The sequence below is a fragment of the Bordetella genomosp. 13 genome, assembly GCF_002119665.1.
In the GTDB taxonomy this organism is placed as follows: domain Bacteria; phylum Pseudomonadota; class Gammaproteobacteria; order Burkholderiales; family Burkholderiaceae_B; genus Bordetella.
In genome coordinates this window covers 1,832,907-1,847,915 of the sequence record NZ_CP021111.1, presented here as the reverse complement: position 1 = coordinate 1,847,915, position 15,009 = coordinate 1,832,907, and the positions used below count along the sequence as shown (strand labels likewise).

At 69.5% G+C, this 15,009-nt stretch carries 16 protein-coding genes; 6 read left to right on the top strand and 10 right to left on the bottom strand.

Annotated elements, in window-relative coordinates:
- Window positions 1–25: 25 nt before the first annotated feature.
- The 9 genes from gspN to CAL15_RS08225 form a co-directional block, all read right to left on the bottom strand.
- Window positions 26–769 (bottom strand): type II secretion system protein N, encoded by a 744-nt coding sequence (gspN, locus tag CAL15_RS08265; protein WP_086078143.1) that lies wholly within the window; start codon window positions 767–769, stop codon window positions 26–28.
- Window positions 766–1,374 carry a type II secretion system protein GspM gene (gene gspM / locus CAL15_RS08260; protein ID WP_086078142.1) on the bottom strand — a complete coding sequence of 203 codons (609 nt, stop codon included), beginning with the start codon at window positions 1,372–1,374 and terminating at the stop codon, window positions 766–768. Before gspM ends, gspN begins: the two co-directional genes overlap by 4 nt.
- A complete protein-coding gene (gspL, locus tag CAL15_RS08255) occupies window positions 1,371–2,378 on the bottom strand; it encodes a type II secretion system protein GspL (RefSeq protein ID WP_086078141.1) in 1,008 nt (335 codons plus the stop codon). Before gspL ends, gspM begins: the two co-directional genes overlap by 4 nt.
- Window positions 2,375–3,349: a type II secretion system minor pseudopilin GspK gene (gene gspK, locus CAL15_RS08250; RefSeq protein ID WP_086078140.1), complete on the bottom strand. Its 975-nt coding sequence runs from the start codon at window positions 3,347–3,349 to the stop codon at window positions 2,375–2,377. Before gspK ends, gspL begins: the two co-directional genes overlap by 4 nt.
- On the bottom strand, window positions 3,346–3,957 hold the full coding sequence (locus CAL15_RS08245) for a PulJ/GspJ family protein (RefSeq protein WP_086078139.1): 612 nt from the start codon (window positions 3,955–3,957) through the stop codon (window positions 3,346–3,348). Before CAL15_RS08245 ends, gspK begins: the two co-directional genes overlap by 4 nt.
- On the bottom strand, window positions 3,954–4,340 hold the full coding sequence (gene gspI / locus CAL15_RS08240) for a type II secretion system minor pseudopilin GspI (RefSeq protein ID WP_086078138.1): 387 nt from the start codon (window positions 4,338–4,340) through the stop codon (window positions 3,954–3,956). The genes CAL15_RS08245 and gspI overlap by 4 nt, the downstream gene beginning before the upstream one ends.
- Window positions 4,327–4,818 carry a GspH/FimT family pseudopilin gene (locus tag CAL15_RS08235; protein ID WP_086078137.1) on the bottom strand — a complete coding sequence of 164 codons (492 nt, stop codon included), beginning with the start codon at window positions 4,816–4,818 and terminating at the stop codon, window positions 4,327–4,329. Before CAL15_RS08235 ends, gspI begins: the two co-directional genes overlap by 14 nt.
- On the bottom strand, window positions 4,790–5,251 hold the full coding sequence (gene gspG / locus CAL15_RS08230) for a type II secretion system major pseudopilin GspG (RefSeq protein WP_086078136.1): 462 nt from the start codon (window positions 5,249–5,251) through the stop codon (window positions 4,790–4,792). The genes CAL15_RS08235 and gspG overlap by 29 nt, the downstream gene beginning before the upstream one ends.
- Before the next feature lie 85 nt (window positions 5,252–5,336).
- On the bottom strand, window positions 5,337–5,780 hold the full coding sequence (locus tag CAL15_RS08225; RefSeq protein WP_086080996.1) for a hypothetical protein: 444 nt from the start codon (window positions 5,778–5,780) through the stop codon (window positions 5,337–5,339).
- Between the two features lie 307 nt (window positions 5,781–6,087).
- Between CAL15_RS08225 and CAL15_RS08220 the strand changes: the two genes are divergently transcribed.
- Together CAL15_RS08220 and CAL15_RS08215 are read left to right on the top strand one after the other, a co-directional pair.
- The gene (locus CAL15_RS08220) at window positions 6,088–6,276 is read left to right on the top strand and encodes a hypothetical protein (protein WP_086078135.1); all 189 of its coding nucleotides are present in this window, start codon (window positions 6,088–6,090) and stop codon (window positions 6,274–6,276) included.
- Window positions 6,277–6,310: 34 nt separating this feature from the next.
- The gene (locus CAL15_RS08215) at window positions 6,311–8,494 is read left to right on the top strand and encodes a phosphocholine-specific phospholipase C (RefSeq protein WP_086078134.1); all 2,184 of its coding nucleotides are present in this window, start codon (window positions 6,311–6,313) and stop codon (window positions 8,492–8,494) included.
- 129 nt (window positions 8,495–8,623) lie between these two features.
- On the opposite strand, the gene CAL15_RS08210 is transcribed toward CAL15_RS08215, so the two are convergent.
- Complete coding sequence (locus CAL15_RS08210; protein WP_086078133.1) at window positions 8,624–9,523, bottom strand: LysR family transcriptional regulator; 900 nt, start codon at window positions 9,521–9,523, stop codon at window positions 8,624–8,626.
- Between the two features lie 100 nt (window positions 9,524–9,623).
- Here CAL15_RS08210 and ggt point away from each other — a divergent pair, with 100 nt between their 5' ends.
- From ggt to CAL15_RS08190, 4 genes are all read left to right on the top strand, one after another.
- On the top strand, window positions 9,624–11,252 hold the full coding sequence (gene ggt / locus CAL15_RS08205; RefSeq protein WP_086078132.1) for a gamma-glutamyltransferase: 1,629 nt from the start codon (window positions 9,624–9,626) through the stop codon (window positions 11,250–11,252).
- A 98-nt stretch (window positions 11,253–11,350) separates the two neighbouring features.
- Window positions 11,351–12,865 (top strand): ABC transporter substrate-binding protein, encoded by a 1,515-nt coding sequence (locus CAL15_RS08200; RefSeq protein ID WP_232468158.1) that lies wholly within the window; start codon window positions 11,351–11,353, stop codon window positions 12,863–12,865.
- A gap of 303 nt (window positions 12,866–13,168) precedes the next feature.
- Complete coding sequence (locus tag CAL15_RS08195) at window positions 13,169–14,113, top strand: ABC transporter permease (protein WP_086078131.1); 945 nt, start codon at window positions 13,169–13,171, stop codon at window positions 14,111–14,113.
- A 2-nt stretch (window positions 14,114–14,115) separates the two neighbouring features.
- Window positions 14,116–15,009, top strand: a complete 894-nt coding sequence (locus CAL15_RS08190; RefSeq protein ID WP_086078130.1) for an ABC transporter permease — start codon at window positions 14,116–14,118, stop codon at window positions 15,007–15,009.

The following is a 15,009-nucleotide window of genomic DNA, read 5'->3' as shown; positions in this document are numbered from 1 at the left end:
CGAACGCCGAGAGCCAGGGCCGCGTCTAGCGGCCCGTGCCGAAGGTATGGGCCCCGTCGCGCTCCGGCCCGATGGCGGTCAGCAGGCCGACGAGCGCGGCCTGCTGCGCATCGCTGGCGTTGTCCGAGGCCTTGGCCTGGCCGCGGAAAGTCAGCCTTCGGCCGTTCCATTCCCCCAGTCCCGTCAGCTGCAGCGCGCCCTTGTCGGTGCTGAGCGTCAACTTCACGTTGCGGCCCGCGCCTTCGGCGCGCAGGCGGTAGTCGCCGATGGGCGTGATGGGCGACAGGGCGGAACTGGCGTTGCGCCAGTAGACATCGGCCAGGTTGCCTTGCGAGACGGAACCGGTGTCGAAGGCGCGCCACTGCACATCGAGCTGCCCGCCCGGCGCGAGGGTATTCCAGGGCATGCCCAAGCCGGCCAGCACGGCGGCCGGAAGCGTGGCCTGCTGGGCCGACACCGACATGCCGCCCAGTCCGGGCGTCAACCGCACCGGCCCGCGCAGCCAGGGATGGCGCACTTCGATCGACAGGCCGTTCCAGCGCCATTGCACCGGCTCGGTCAGCATGCGGCGCGACTGCGGGCTGCCCAGCGCGATCCAGGCGCTGCCATCCCACAGGGTGCCGCCGGCATCGACGACCGTGATGGGCGCGTCGGACGGCATCAGCCACAGCAGCCAGCGGGCCGGCAGTACCGCCAGCGCGGCGGCGATGGCCACGGCCGCCGCGAGCAGCACCGTGCCGATGCGGAACTTGCGCAAGGACTCGATCATCGCGGCTGCGCGTTCTGCGCCGCGTCGTAGGGCATCAGGGTCACGGTGCCGCTGAGGCGGCCCGGCAGGCGCCGATCGTCGGCATCGCGCGGACGCGTCATGTCCACGTCGACCACCACCAGCCGCCAGTCGCGCGGCGCGCCGTCGAGCCAGCGCAGCGCGGCCACGGACGGGGCCTCGGTGAACGACAGGGTGAGGCGCTGGCCCTCGGCCTTGCCGTCGGGCGGGACCACGGTCCACTGATTCTCGGCCAGTCCTGCCTGGCGCAGGCTGGCGCGCAGTTCGGCATCGGTGGGCAAGGCGCCCGCGGTCGCCGTGCCGCCGCGCTGCAGGCTGCGCGCGCGGGCCGTCAGGTCGGCCACGGTGGCGGACTGGGCGCGCAGCTTGGGCAGTTCTGCGCCCAGGTCGCGCACCGACTTCATGGCGGGTTCGATCAGCAGCAGCCACACGATGGCGGCGCCGGCCACGGCGGCGCCCGCGCCCAGCAGGCGCCGTTCGCGCGGAGCCAGGCGCGCCAGCCAGGCCTGGAAATCGCGCCGTATGCGTGCGTAGCGGTCGCCCAGCTTGCGCAGGGCAGGTTGCAAGGTGGAAGTTCTCGTCGTCATGGTTGCGCCTGCACGATGCGCCAATTGGGGGTGCTCTCTTCGCGTTCGACGCGCAGGCCCAGCGCCGTGGCCTTCTGGACGATGGCGGGCACGTCGCCCACGCGGTCATCGTCGCCGTCCTTGCTGGGGGCCAGTTGCAGCGTCAGGGTCCGGTCTTTGTAGACCAGACGGTCGACGTGGTCGGCGGCAAAGGGCAGCACCTGCGCGGCGCCGCGCGCCAGGGTCATGAAGTCGCCCGCATTGCCGGAACCGCTGCCCGCCAGCAGCGCGTTGTAGCCTTGTTCGGCCTGGCGCACCGCGTCCAGCACGACGGGCGTGCCGGGGAAGGTGTCGCGCACCTGCGTCACCATGGTCTCGCGCAGGCGCGTGGCCTCGCCGCGCAGCTGCGCGGCGTACAGGTTCAGGCCGGCGATCCACAGCACGGCCGCCACGGCGGCCCAGCGCAGCGCCGGGCGCCAGCGCGAAGCCTGCTGCGGAGCCAGGTGCGGCAATGCCAGCGACCAGGCCGGCGCCTCGGCCAGCCAGCGCGGATCGTCGGGCGAGCCCAGCGGCGCCTCGGCATCCGCATCGTCCGGACCGGCCAGCGTTTGCGCGGGCACCAGGGCGCGCACCGGCAGGCCGGCCTGGGACAGCAGCGTCCAGGCGCGCTGCAGCGCCGCGCTGTCGGCCCAGGCCACGAGCACCGTGCCGTCCGAGGCGCGCGTGCCGTGGCCCACGGCCAGGCTGTCCATGTCGCTCAGCACGAGCGCCTCGAGCGCGCCGCGCACCGCGGCGCCGAAGCGCGAGGCGGCCACGGCGGGCACCTGCACGGTGGCCACGATGGCGTCGTGCGGATGCAGCACGGCCTGCACCGGCACGTGAGGGAAGGCGCCCGCCAGCGCCGCGGGCGCCAGGGTGCCGTGACGGGCGCGCTGGCCGCGGCGGTCGAACCACGCGTAGTCCAGCAGCGTGGCGGCCGTGAGTTCGGCCAGCGGGGGTAGGGCGATACGCAGGATATTCTTCACATGATTTCCCGGGTCCAGAGGGTGCGCGGAGCCCCCCCGGCCGAACTTTGCAGCAGGGCCTGCATGGAGACGCGCGCGCGCTGGTATACCACGGTGCCCGTGGCCATGTACCAGTCGCTGGTGGTGACCACCGTGGGCACCTGGATCTCGCTGCCCGTGCCGGCGACACGGTTGGCGAAGTCTCCGCTATTGAGGAACCAGCGGCCGCGGTCGCGCTCGCCGGCGATGTTGCGAGCCTGCCCCAACGACAGGCCGGGCACCAGCGCGGCCAGCACTTCGGGCGGGGCGGTATTGACGTTGACGCTGGTGCGCGTGGGCAGCACGGTCATGGTACGCCGCATGGCCTGGCGCGTGGCGTCGTCCGCGCCCAGCAGGCCGGCCAGGTCGTCGATGCCGCGCGGCAGCGGCGCATCGGCCTTGGCTCGTGTCGCCGCTCCGGCGGCCGCCTCGGCGGCCGTCGAGCCGGTCTGGCCGTCGGCCGAGGCCTGCGGCGCGGGCGGCTGGGCCAGCGCGATCAGTCCTGCCATCTGCGGCGCCAGCTGGGCGGGCATGCCCACGTTGGACAACAGCCGGCCCAGGGCCTGCAGGTCCTCCTCGGATATCGTCCCGCCGGTGGCCAGGTTGTACAGGTTGAACTTGCCCTGTTCGTCTTCGATGTAGCCCGAGAACACGGCCACGCGTTCGTCGCCCGGCTGCTCGATGCGGGTGTCCAGGATGGGCGTGGCCCACACCTGGTCGCCCTGGGTGGTGGCCTCGCGCCGCGCATGGTCGCGCAGCATCAGCCGCGCCCAGTCGATGCCGCCCATCAGCAGCCAGCGCGCCTGCACGCGCGCCTCTTCGTTCTCGACCTGCCGCATGGTGGCGGTCTGGCGCAGGAACAGGCTGCTGCTGAGCGCGGCCACGACGGCCACGATGATGAGCGCCCCGATGACCGCGGCGCCGCGCTGGCGGGAGGACTGGCGGGGCTTCATTGCAGCACCAGCACGCGGTTGAACTGCTGCATGACGGTGCGATGCCGCCGTTCGAGCTCGATGTCCAGGCCGGTGGCCTGCGCGGGCAGATCGGCCGGCAGGTTCGCCCAGCCGCTGCCCGGCACCCAGGCGCGCAGCCGCAGCGCCGTGACCTGCGGCATGACCAGCGCGCCGCTCTGCGGCGCGGGCAGCGGATAGCGGTTGCCCGCCAGCCCCACGTAGCGCCACAGCCCGTCGGAGCGCAACTGCCACACCACGCGCTGCCACATGCCGGGCTGGTCGGGGGAGGCGCGGACGATATCCAGCAGCGGCGCGGCGGCGCCGTCGCCGCGCAGCACTTGCACGCCTTCCGGCAGTCCGCCATCGGCGGCGGCCGCATTGCGCAGGCCGCCCACGTAGGCCTGGTTCACGTCGCGTTCGAGCTGGCCCAGCACGCGCACGATCATGTCGTTGTCCTGCGCCTCGGCGTCGATCCACTCGCGCGCATCGGACACCTGCGCCAGGCCGCGCCACGCCATCAGGCTGACCAGCGCCAGCAGCGCGATGGCCACCAGCACCTCGATCAGGGTGAAGCCGCGCTGGCGCCGGGAAGGGGGACGACGTCTCATCGCAGCGTCGACACGAGGCCGCTCAGTTGCGCGATGGTGGTCTCGCCCGCATCGCCCGCCGGATGCACGCGCACCGTCACCTGGCGGAAGCTGCGGTTCAGGGAGCTGGTGACGATGAGTTCGCACTGCATGGCCTGCCCGCCTTGCGGACAGGCGACGGTGCGCTTGCCGGGCTGCGGCAGCGTCTGTTCCAGGCGCAGCTGGGCCAGCGCGTTCTCGGCGGCCATCAGCGCCAGGGTCTTGTCCTGCAGTGCGCGATTGTTGCTGATCATCACGCTGGTGGCGCGCATGGCCGCGCCCATGGCGACGGCGATGATGGCCAGCGCGACCAGCACCTCGATGAGCGTGAAGCCGCGCTCGCGCTTCGCGCTATTCGATCGCATACCGGCCCGCGGCGTCGCGCGTGATGGTGAGGCTTTCGCCATCGGCCTGCAGCTGCAGGACCATGGGCGGCGCGATCCATTCGGTGCCGAACGTCAGCGGCAGCGCGGGGTCGGCGCGCACCGCGACCGGAGCCTTCTGCCAGGCGCGTTCGGCCAGCAGGTCGTCGCCGGCGAACCTGTCCGGCACGGCCGGGCCGTCGTCCTGCGCGCTGATTTGTTCGGAACGGCCGCGCCGTTCGAAATACCAGCCGCCGTCGTCGGCGCGCCAGCGAATGGTGCGGCCATCGCCGCGCGCTTCGCTTTGGGCGGCGGAGAAGGCGTCGACCAGGCGTTCGGCATCGCTGCGCAGGCGCCGGTCGGGCCCCGAGAAGGCCGCCAGGCTGACCATGGAAGCCCCGATGCCGATGATGACCAGGACTACCAGGACCTCGACGAGCGTGAAGCCCCGTTCAGAGCTCCCACGAACCGATGTCCGCATCGCCTTGCTCTCCGCCCGGTTTGCCGTCGGCGCCGAACGAGAACACGTCGATCTCGCTCTTCACTCCGGGGTTGAGGTACTGATAGGGCTGGCCCCAGGGGTCGTTGGGCAGGCGGTCGAGATACGGGCGCCAGGCCTTGGCGCCTTCGGGACGCTCGACCAGGGCGCGCAGGCCCTGCTGGGTGCTGGGATAGCGGCCATTGTCGAGACGGTACAGCTTGAGCGCCTGCATCAGGCCGGAGATGTCCTGCTTGGCGGCCACCTGGCGGGCCTGGTCGGGACGGTCGAGGACGCGCGGCACGACCAGGGCGGCGAGAATGCCCATGATCACGACCACCACCATGATCTCGATCAGCGTGAAGCCTTGCTGGCGGCGAGCCTTGAGTGGGTACCGACGCACAGTGTCCTCCGGGGAATCAGTCAAGCCGGGCATTGTCGCGTTCCAATGTGACAAATTCACGTAGTCTGCTTGAAATGTCATTGAATTGAAAGATGGGCGGACAGAGCGCCCCGTGACCCTAGCGCACCGGCACGATGCCGCCCGGCACCGCGTCGAAGGGCGGCGCGGCGACCCGGGTGCGGGTGCCGTTGGCGTCCAGGATCACGCCCTGCGCATCGACGCCGGCCAGCACGATGCCCGGTGCGGCTGTCTGGCCCACCGCCAGCGCCGTCGGGGGCCCGCCGTTGACGCTGACCACCGCGGCGCCGTTGCTGCCCTGGGCGATCAGGCCCAGCACGGCGATCTGCGTCTGCAGCACGCCATCGCGGCCGAACCACAGCGCGACGGGCTCGACATTGGACTGCCGCACCGGCGCCGCCGCCACGGCCGGCGGCAGCCGCGACGGACTGGGCGCCAGCAGGACCGCACCCCATACCCCGATGGCCGCCGCCGCCGCGACGATGGCGGCCAGCCGGGCGGCGCCGGGCAAAGTGGGGCGGAACGAGCGGGCGGTGAAGCGCATGAAGAGGGTGTCTGGGATGGCGGCAAGCGGGGAATGGCGGACCATACCGGCGCGGTATGACAGTTTATGGACAGCCAGGCCGCAGTGTACAGGCTGGCCGCACGGCCCGCCGCGATGGGCGCAATTCCGCATCCGACGGGCGGGCGTATTGCCGCCGCGATCCCAAAGATTTCCTGATTCTTCGATCAGCCGATTTCCGCTCCGCTTCATCCCCGGTTCACCTCGCCCCTCCAGCATGTCGGGCTGATCGGTCGCGCAAGCGCTGACCGGCTCCCGGTGTTTTCACTCGCGACACAAGAGAGGAACCATGCTTGACGAAAGCTATGCACGTCCGTGGCGGCGCCTGGGCGCCTGCCTGCTGCTGGGTATGACCCTGGCACTGTCGGCCTGCGGCGGCGACGACCACGACTCGGACCCGGACGACGGCGGCGGCGAGACCCCGACCGAGCCCGGCACGCCGCCCGCCGAGCAGCCGCAGCTGCGCTGCGCTCCCTGAACCCGGCACGACGCATCCAAAGGAAAACACAAAGATGTCCCGACACGACGATACGTTCGGCCCCGCCGACACCGGCAAGCGCCGCTTTCTGCGCAATACCGCGATGGCCGCGGGCGGCATGACCGCGCTGTCGCTGTTCCCGCCCAGCATCCGCCGCGCGCTGGCGATTCCCGCGAACAACCGCACCGGCACGATCCAGGACGTCGAGCACGTGGTGATCCTGATGCAGGAAAACCGCTCGTTCGACAACTACTTCGGCACATTGAACGGCGTGCGCGGTTTCGGCGACCGCTTCACCATCCCGCTGCCCGACGGCCGCACGGTATGGGAGCAGTCCAACGGCACGCGCGTGGTGATGCCGTATCACCTGGACAGCAGCCGCGGCAACGCCCAGCGCGTGCGCGGCACGCCGCACGACTATGTCGACGCCCATCAAGCCTGGGACCGCGGCCGCATGCAGGAATGGCCGCGCTACAAGCAGGACCAGTCCATGGGCTATTTCCGCGAGGCCGAGCTGGCTTTCCAGTTCGCGCTGGCCGACGCCTTCACCCTGTGCGATGCCTATCACTGTTCGACGCACGGCGGCACCAACACCAACCGCCTGTTCCTGTGGTCCGGCACCAACGATCCCGCCGGCGAGAACAACGGCCCGTCCACGCGCAACCAATGGGATGGCCTGGGCGCCTCGACCACGGGCTGGACCTGGAAGACCTATCCCGAACGCCTGCAGGAAGCGGGCGTGAGCTGGAAGGTCTACCAGAACCTGCCCGACAACTTCACCGACAATTCGCTGGCCGGCTTCCAGCAGTTCCGCCGCGCCAACGAGGCGGCGGGGAACGGCCCGGACGGCGCGCCGTATCCGGCCTGGACGCCGGCGGTGGATGCCGCCAATCCGCTGTACAAGGGCGTGGCCAACACCATGCCGGATGGCGGCCTGCTGCAGGCGCTGCGTGACGACGTGGCCAACGGCAGCCTGCCGCAGGTGTCGTGGATCGTGGCGCCGGAAACGTATTCCGAGCACCCCGGCCCGTCCAGCCCGATCCAGGGCGCGTGGTACATCCAGGAGGTGCTGGATGCGCTGACCGCCAACCCCGAGGTGTGGAGCAAGACCGTGCTGTTCGTCAATTTCGACGAGAACGACGGATACTTCGACCACGTGCCGCCGCCCGCCGCGCCGTCGTACAACGCGGACGGCACGCTGGCCGGGGCCTCGACCGTGGAGACGCAGGCCGAGTATCACACCGTGGCCTCGGTGCAGGATCCTGCCGACAACGAGGTGTACGGCCCGGGTCCGCGCGTGCCCATGTATGTGGTCTCGCCGTGGAGCCGCGGCGGCTGGGTCAACTCGCAGGCCTCAGATCACACTTCGGTGCTGCGTTTCCTGGAAGCCCGCTTCGGCGTGGCCGAGACCAACATCAGTCCGTGGCGCCGCGCGGTGCTGGGCGACCTGACCTCGGCCTTCGACTTCGAGAACCCGAACGCCCAGGCCTTGCCCGACCTGACGCTGCTGACCAGGACCGAGGCCGACGCCGTGCGCGCGGCGCAGCAGGTGCTGGCCCAGGTGCCCGTGCCCGCCACGGGCGACCAGTCGCTGCCGCGCCAGGCCGCGGGCATGCGCTTCTCGCGCGCGCTGCCCTATGAACTGCACACCAGCGGCCGGGTGGACGTGTCGGGCATGCGCATGGGGCTGGTGTTCTCGAACACCGGCACGGCGGGCGCGGTATTCCAGGTGTACGACCGCCTGCACCTGGACCGCGTGCCGCGCCGCTACACGGTGGAGGCCGGCAAGCAGCTGGAGGACAGCTGGAGCGTGGTGGACGACGCCGGCGCGTACGACCTGTGGGTGCTGGGGCCCAACGGCTTCCATCGCCACTTCCAGGGCAACGTGAACACGCTGCGCGCGGCCGGCGCCGCGGCGCCCGAGATCCGCGTGTGCTACGACGTGGCCAACGGCGACGTGTACGTCACTTTCATCAATACGGGTGACGCCGAGTGCACGTTCGACATCGTGCCCAATGCCTATTACCCCAACGGCGCCAGCTGGAGCGTGACCGTGCCCGCGCAGGGACAGGCGGAACAGCACTGGCCCCTGCAGCGCAGCGGCAGCTGGTACGACTTCACGGCCACCGTCCGCGGCGACGACGCCTATGCGCGCCGGTTCGCGGGCCGCGTCGAAACCGGCAAGCCGTCGGTCAGCGATCCGGCGATGGGGCAGTAGTCCGGTCTGCGGGGCCGGCCAAGGCCCCCGCACCGACACATGAGCGCACAGCGCCCGACGTGGCCCGGAGGTCGGGCGTAGAGGACGCCGCCGCGAGGCGGCGTTCTCTTTGCTGCGCATCGTGCGGCATCAATCCGCCGACCCGCCGCGCTTGCGGAAGGCCGCGCCGGCCAGTGCGCAGATCTCGGCGGTGACGGCCTGGCGCGCATGTTCCCGTCGTTCCAGCATGCCCACCGCCCGCGCGATGGGCCCCAGGTCGCCGGGCAAGGCCAGCACGCGCAGGTCCGCGCTGTGCTGCCAGTTGGCGCCGTTCAACAGCGGCAGCAGGGCCACGCCGACCTCCTGCCGCACCAGCTCCACCAGCGTCTCGATCGCGTTCAGTTCGAGGAAGTCGTGCACCGACACGCCCAGCCGGCGCAGCACCCGGTCGATCTGCAGGCCCGTGCGCTGGGTGCGGTCGAAACGCAGGAAGGGATGGCTGGTCAACACGGTTCGCGGGTCGTCGCCGCGCGTCGAGGCGGGGGCCACCACGACCAGCGGCTCTTCATACAGCGTGGTCCAGCGCGTGCTGGCCATCTTGCGGCCGGCCTCGACGACGAAGGCGGCATCCAGGTCGCCTGCCTCGACCTTGCCGGCCAGCTCGCTGGCCTTGCCGGAGAACAGGCGCACGTCCAGACCGGGATGGTCGCGCTTCATGCCGGACACCACCTTGGACAGCGTGCCCATGCAGGACACGATGGCGCCCACCGAAACCGAGCCCGCCAGCTCGTCCGCCGCCCCGCGCGGCCGGCGCAGGCGGTCGTACAGGTCCAGCAGATGCTTGATCTCGGGCAACAGCTCGCGGCCCGCGGCGTTCAGCAGCGCCAGCCGGCCGCTGCGGTCGAACAGTTCGCGGCCCAGCTCAGTTTCCAATGAGCGCATCTGGAAGCTGACGGCCGCCTGCGTCAAGGCCACCTGCTCGGCGGCTTCCGAGAACGAGCCATGATGCGCCACCGCCAGGAAGGTCCGCATGAAGCGTATGGTGCTCATAAAAAAATCTTTAATGACAGAAAAAATATTCAAATTGATTTAATTAAATCACGGGAGTAACTTGGCCGGTTCCGCTTCCGTTCATCCGCAGAGCCGCCGCATGAAATCCTTCGATTGGGCCAATCCCTATCCCTCGTATCGCATTCCGCTGTTCGCCCGCAACGTCGTGTCCACCTCGCATCCACTGGCGGCGCAAGCCGGGCTGCGCATGCTGCTCAAGGGCGGCAACGCCGTGGACGCGGCCATCGCGGCGGCCGCCGCCATCGTGCTGGTCGAGCCGGTGTCCTGCGGCCTGGGCGGCGACTGCTTCGCCATCGTCTGGGACGGCAAGCGCCTGCACGGATTGAACTCCTCGGGCGTCGCGCCCGCCGCCTGGAACGTCGAGTACTTCAAGCGCAAGTACGGCACGGGCGCCGACGGCCTGGCCAACCGGCCCAAGCGCGGCTGGGACGCCGCCACGGTGCCCGGCGTGGTGGCCGGCTGGGCCGCCCTGCACGAGAAGCTGGGCAAGCTGCCTTTCGAGCAGTTGTTCGAACCGGCCATCGAGATCGCCGAGCGCGGCTACGCCGTGCCGCCGGTGGTGGCGCACAAGTGGGCTGCCGCCGCCGAGGAACTGTCGGGCCAGCCGGGCTACGCCCAGGCCTTCATGCCGAATGGCCGCGCCCCGGCAGTGGGAGAGCATTTCCGCTTCAAGGACGCCGCCTTCGCGCTGCGCCGCATCGCCGAAAGCCGCGGCCGCGATTTCTATGAAGGCGAGCTGGCCGAGCGCATCGCCGCCTTCAGCAAGGAACATGGCGGCGCGATGACGCTGGAGGACCTGCGCAACTATCGCCCCGATTGGGTCGACCCCATCTCCAAGTCGTATCGCGGCTACGAGCTGCACGAGATTCCGCCGAACGGTCAGGGCATCGCGGCCCTGATCGCCCTGGGCATCTGCGAACGCTTCGACCTGGCTTCCATGCCGGTGGACTCGGTGCAATCGCAGCACGTGCAGATCGAGGCCATGAAGCTCGCCTTCGCCGACCTGTACCGCTACGTGGCCGATCCGCGCAGCATGGAAGTGACGCCCGAGCAGATGCTGGACGACGCCTATCTGGACAGCCGCGCCAGGCTGATCAAGCTGGACCAGGCCACGCACTTCCAGGCCGGCCGTCCGCACGCCGGCGGCACCATCTACCTGACGGCGGCCGACGAGAACGGCATGATGATCTCGTTCATCCAGTCCAACTACATGGGTTTCGGATCGGGCATCGTGGTGCCGGGCACCGGCATCAGCATGCAGAACCGCGGCGTGGGCTTCTCGATGGATCCGAAGTCGGCCAACGTGGTCGAGGGCGGCAAGCGCCCGTTCCACACCATCATCCCTGGCTTCCTCACGCAGGGCGGCCGTCCCGTGATGAGTTTCGGCGTGATGGGCGGCGACATGCAGCCGCAGGGCCATCTGCAGACGGTCGTGCGCATGATCGACTATCACCAGCAGCCGCAGGCCGCGTGCGACGCGCCGCGCTGGAAGGTGAACCGCGACTTCACGCTGGACGTCGAGTCCAACATGAACGCGCAGACGGTGGCGGGCCTGAAAGACCTGGGCCACGCGCTGAAGTCGGTGGATGATCCCTACATGGACTTCGGCGCCGGCCAGTTCATCTGGCGCATGTCGGCCAACGACAACGAAACCGGCTACGTCGCGGCCAGCGATACGCGTCGCGACGGTCAGGCCGTGGGCTTCTGATATCGACGATGTCCGGGTCCTCGAAGCACTCGAGGACTCCGCGGTTTTTCAAGCGAAGCGCCCACGGCGATGGGCGCGCGACAAGAAGGGGTAAGTGAATGATGAAACACAAACGTGCCGGCGCCATCCTGGGCGCCGTGCTGCTGGCCGGGGCCTGCGGCGCGGCCGTCGCGCAGGAACTGCGCATCGGGCTGCAGGAAGACGTGGACGTGCTGGACCCGCACCGGGCGCGCACCTATGTCAGCCGCCTGGTCTTCACGTCGCTGTGCGACAAGCTGATCGATCTCGACGCCAAACTGCAGTTCGTGCCGCAGCTGGCCCGGTCGTGGTCGTGGAGCGAGGACAACAAGGTCCTGACGTTCAAGCTGCGCGACGGCGTGGTGTTCCATGACGGCGCCAAGTTCGACGCGGCGGCCGCCAAGGCCAACCTGGACCGCGCCCTGACCCTGCAGGACAGCATGCGCAAGAGCGAGCTGGCCTCGGTCGAGAAGGTCGACGCGCCCGACGCCAGCACGCTGGTGCTGACGCTGAAGGCCCCCGACGCGACGCTGCTGGCCAACCTGTCGGATCGCGCCGGCATGATGCTGTCGCCGGCCACCTTCGCCGACCAGGGATCGGTGGCCCGCACGCCGGTCTGCTCGGGTCCGTACAAGTTCGTGCAGCGCGTGCAGAACGATCGCATCGTGCTCGAGAAGTTCGACCAGTACTACGACGCGAAGGACTTCCACTTCTCGCGCCTGGTGTATCTGCCGGTGCCCGATACCACGGTGCGGCTGTCCAACCTGCGCGCCGGCGGCCTGCAGCTCATCGAGCGCCTCAATCCTTCCGACGTGGCCCAGGTCAAGGGCGACGCCAGCCTGAAGCTGGAGTCGGTGGACGGCCTGGGCTTCCAGGAGATCATCTTTAACATCGGCAATGGCCCGCGCGCCGAGAACAGCCCGTTCAAGGACGCCCGGGTGCGCAAGGCGTTCGAGCTGTCGATCGACCGCAACGCCATCAACGAAGTCATCGGCGGCGGGCTGTTCACGCCCGCCAGCCAGCCGTTCCCGCCGGCGAGCCCCTACCACAGCGACAAGTTCCCGGTGCCGGCGCGCGACGTGGCCCGTGCCAAGGCGCTGCTGAAGGAAGCGGGCGTCACGACGGTGAAGGGCGAACTGGCCTACGGCAACAACACCACCACGGCGGCCATCGCCGAGATGGTGCAGGCCATGGCCAGCGAGGCGGGCATCCAGCTGAACCTGCGTCCCACCGACTATGCCGCGCTGCTGTCGGGCAACCTGCAGGGCAACTTCGAGGCCTCGATCCGCGGCTGGTCGGGCCGGGTGGATCCGGACGGCAACGTGCATCAGTTCCTGTCCAGCAAGGGCTCGCAGAACGACGGGCGCTACAGCAATCCCGAGGTCGACAGGCTGCTGAACGAGGCGCGCCGCGTGCCCGACCAGGCCAAGCGCAAAGCGCTATACGACCAGGCCGAGACCATCCTGCAGCAGGACAAGCCCAACTTCTACGTGTACTACCAGCCCTGGCCCTTCGCCATGACGAAGAACCTGGTGGGCTTCAAGCCCTATGCCGACGGCATGATCCGCCTGAGGGGCGTGACGCTCGTGAAATGATGCCCCCACGCTGCGCCTTCGGCTTGCTGCCCCCCAAGGGGGCGCATTTTGCCTTGGGGCGGCCCGGCGGCAAAATGATGCCCCCGCGCTGCGCCTTCGGCTTGCTGTCCACCTCGCGGCTTGCAAGCCGCTCGGATTCGCCAGGCATGGAACAGTCCTCAAGGACTGTTCCATGTCCAGGCTCATCCCCCAAGGGGGCGCATTTTGCCTTGGGGCGGCCCGGCGGCAAAATGAGCCTGTAGTGCGGCCGTCCCGTCCGTATCCGCGAGCGGGACGGCCCGTTTTCTTTTTCGTGGTTTACCTATGCTAAGACTCATATTGCGCCGCGTGGTCGTCGCCATTCCGACCCTGGTGCTGGTGTCGATGCTGGTCTTCATGTTGCAGAAGATCCTGCCCGGCGACCCGGTGCTGACCCTGGCGGGCGAAGAGCGCGACCCCGCCGTCCTCGACTACCTGCGCGACAAGTACCGCCTGAACGACCCGCTGCCCGTGCAGTACGGCGCCTGGATCAGCCAGGTGCTGCAGGGCGACCTGGGCAAGTCCATGCGTACCGACGTGCCGGTGCTCTCGCTGATCGCGCAGAAGCTGCCGGTGACGCTGCAGTTGTCGGTCATGGCCATGTTCTTCGCCGTGATCATCGGCATCCCCATGGGCATCATCGCCGCCGTGCGCAAGGGCACCGCGCTCGAGATGGGCGCCAACGTGGCGGCGCTGTCCGGCATGTCCATCCCCAACTTCTGGCTCGGCATCATCCTGATCATGCTGGTGTCGGTGCAGTGGCAGCTGCTGCCGGCCTCCGGCTACGTGCCGCCCAGCGAAGACCTGTGGCTGTCCCTCAAGACGCTGCTGATGCCCTCGCTGGTGCTGTCCACCGCCATCGCGGCCTACCTGATGCGGCACACCCGCTCGGCCATGCTGGAAGCCCTGAGCGCCGACTACGTGCGCACGGCGCGCGCCAAGGGCGCATCGCCGCGCGCCGTGGTGCTGCGTCATGCGCTGCGCAACGCGCTGATGCCCATCGTCACGCTGGTCACGCTGCTGTTCGGCGAACTGCTGGCGGGCGCGGTGCTTACCGAGCAGGTCTTCACCATTCCGGGCTTCGGCAAGCTCATCGTCGACGCCGTCTTCAATCGCGACTATGCGGTGGTGCAGGGCGTGGTGCTGTGCGTGGCCGTGGGCTTCATCGTGATGAACCTGCTGGCCGACATCCTGTACATCCTGGTCAATCCCCGGCTGAGGCACGCATGAGCATGAACACCGCAACCGCAACGGCCGCCGCCGCCGCGACGCCTCCCGTCGTTCCGCCGCGCAGCGGCAACCGCGCCTGGCGCAAGTTCCGCCGCAACCGCGTGGCCATGCTGGGCGCCGGCATCGTGCTGCTGTTCGTCCTGATGGCGCTGCTGGCGCCGTGGCTGGCCACGCACGATCCCTTCCAGACCAGCTTCATGACCATCCGCAAGGCGCCCTCGGCGTCGTTCTGGCTGGGCACCGACGAACTGGGCCGCGACATCTACACCCGCCTGCTGTACGGCGCGCGCGCCTCGCTGATGGCGGGCCTGGTGTCGGTGGTCATCGCGCTCATCGTGGGCGTGCCGTTCGGCCTGGCGGCCGGCTATTTCGGCGGCTGGACCGACAGCGTGATCTCGCGCTGCACCGAGGCGCTGCTGGCCATTCCGTTCCTCATCCTGGCGATCGCGCTGGCGGCCTTCCTGGGACCCAGCCTGGTCAACGCCATGGTGGCCATCGGCGTGTCGGCCGCGCCCAAGTTCATCCGCATCACGCGCGGCCAGGTGCTGGCGGTGAAGAACGAGGACTACGTCCAGAGCGCCCGCGCGCTGGGCGCGTCCGACCTGCGCATCATCGGCCGCCACGTGCTGCCCAATGTCATGCCGCCGCTCATCGTGCAGGCCACCATCACCATCGCCACGGCCATCATCGCCGAGGCGAGCCTGTCGTTCCTGGGCCTGGGCCTGCAGCCGCCCAATCCGTCGTGGGGCTCGATGCTGAACACGGCCAAGAATTTCATGACGCAGGCGCCGTGGATGTCGATCTTCCCCGGATCGGCCATCTTCCTGGCGGTGCTCGGTTTCAACCTGCTGGGCGACGGGCTGCGCGATGCCCTGGACCCGCGCCAGGAGAAGTAA